A 636-nucleotide genomic window follows, 5' to 3' on the forward strand; every position below is an offset into this window, starting at 1 on the left:
GGTCCGAGCTGTTCATCGTCGAGGGTGATTCGGCCCTCGGAACGGCGAAGCTCGCCCGCAGCTCGGAGTTCCAGGCGCTGCTGCCGATCCGGGGCAAGATCCTGAACGTGCAGAAGGCGTCGGTCGGCGACATGCTGAAGAACGTGGAGTGCGCCTCGATCATCCAGGTCGTCGGCGCCGGGTCGGGCCGCAGCTTCGACATCGAGCAGGCCCGCTACGGCAAGATCATCTTCATGGCCGACGCCGACTCCGACGGCGCGCACATCCGCTGCCTGCTGGCCACGCTCTTCTTCCGCTACATGCGGCCGCTGGTCGACGCCGGCCGGGTCTACACCGCCGTCCCGCCGCTGCACCGGTTCGAGCTGACGAACCCGAAGAAGGGCCAGGACAAGTACCTGTACACCTACAGCGACGCCGAGTACCAGCGGAAGACGGCCGAGCTGATGAAGAAGGGCGTGCGCTGGAAGGAACCCCCGCAGCGCTACAAGGGTCTCGGTGAGATGGACGCCGACCAACTGGCCGAAACCACCATGGACCCCCGCCACCGCACCCTGCGGCGCATCACCGTCGACGACGGCGAAGCCGCCGCAGCAGTCTTCGACCTCCTCATGGGCAACGACGTAGCCCCTGTCTCTT

The 636-nt window shown here is 66.7% G+C and carries 1 protein-coding gene; it reads left to right on the forward strand.

The genetic code is table 11. From position 1 onward, the window contains the following. Positions 1-636, forward strand: a 636-nt coding sequence (locus E1218_RS35830) for a toprim domain-containing protein (protein WP_233712708.1), incomplete at both ends; no start/stop codon positions are given.

Source organism: Kribbella turkmenica (genome assembly GCF_004348725.1).
Taxonomy (GTDB): domain Bacteria; phylum Actinomycetota; class Actinomycetes; order Propionibacteriales; family Kribbellaceae; genus Kribbella; species Kribbella turkmenica.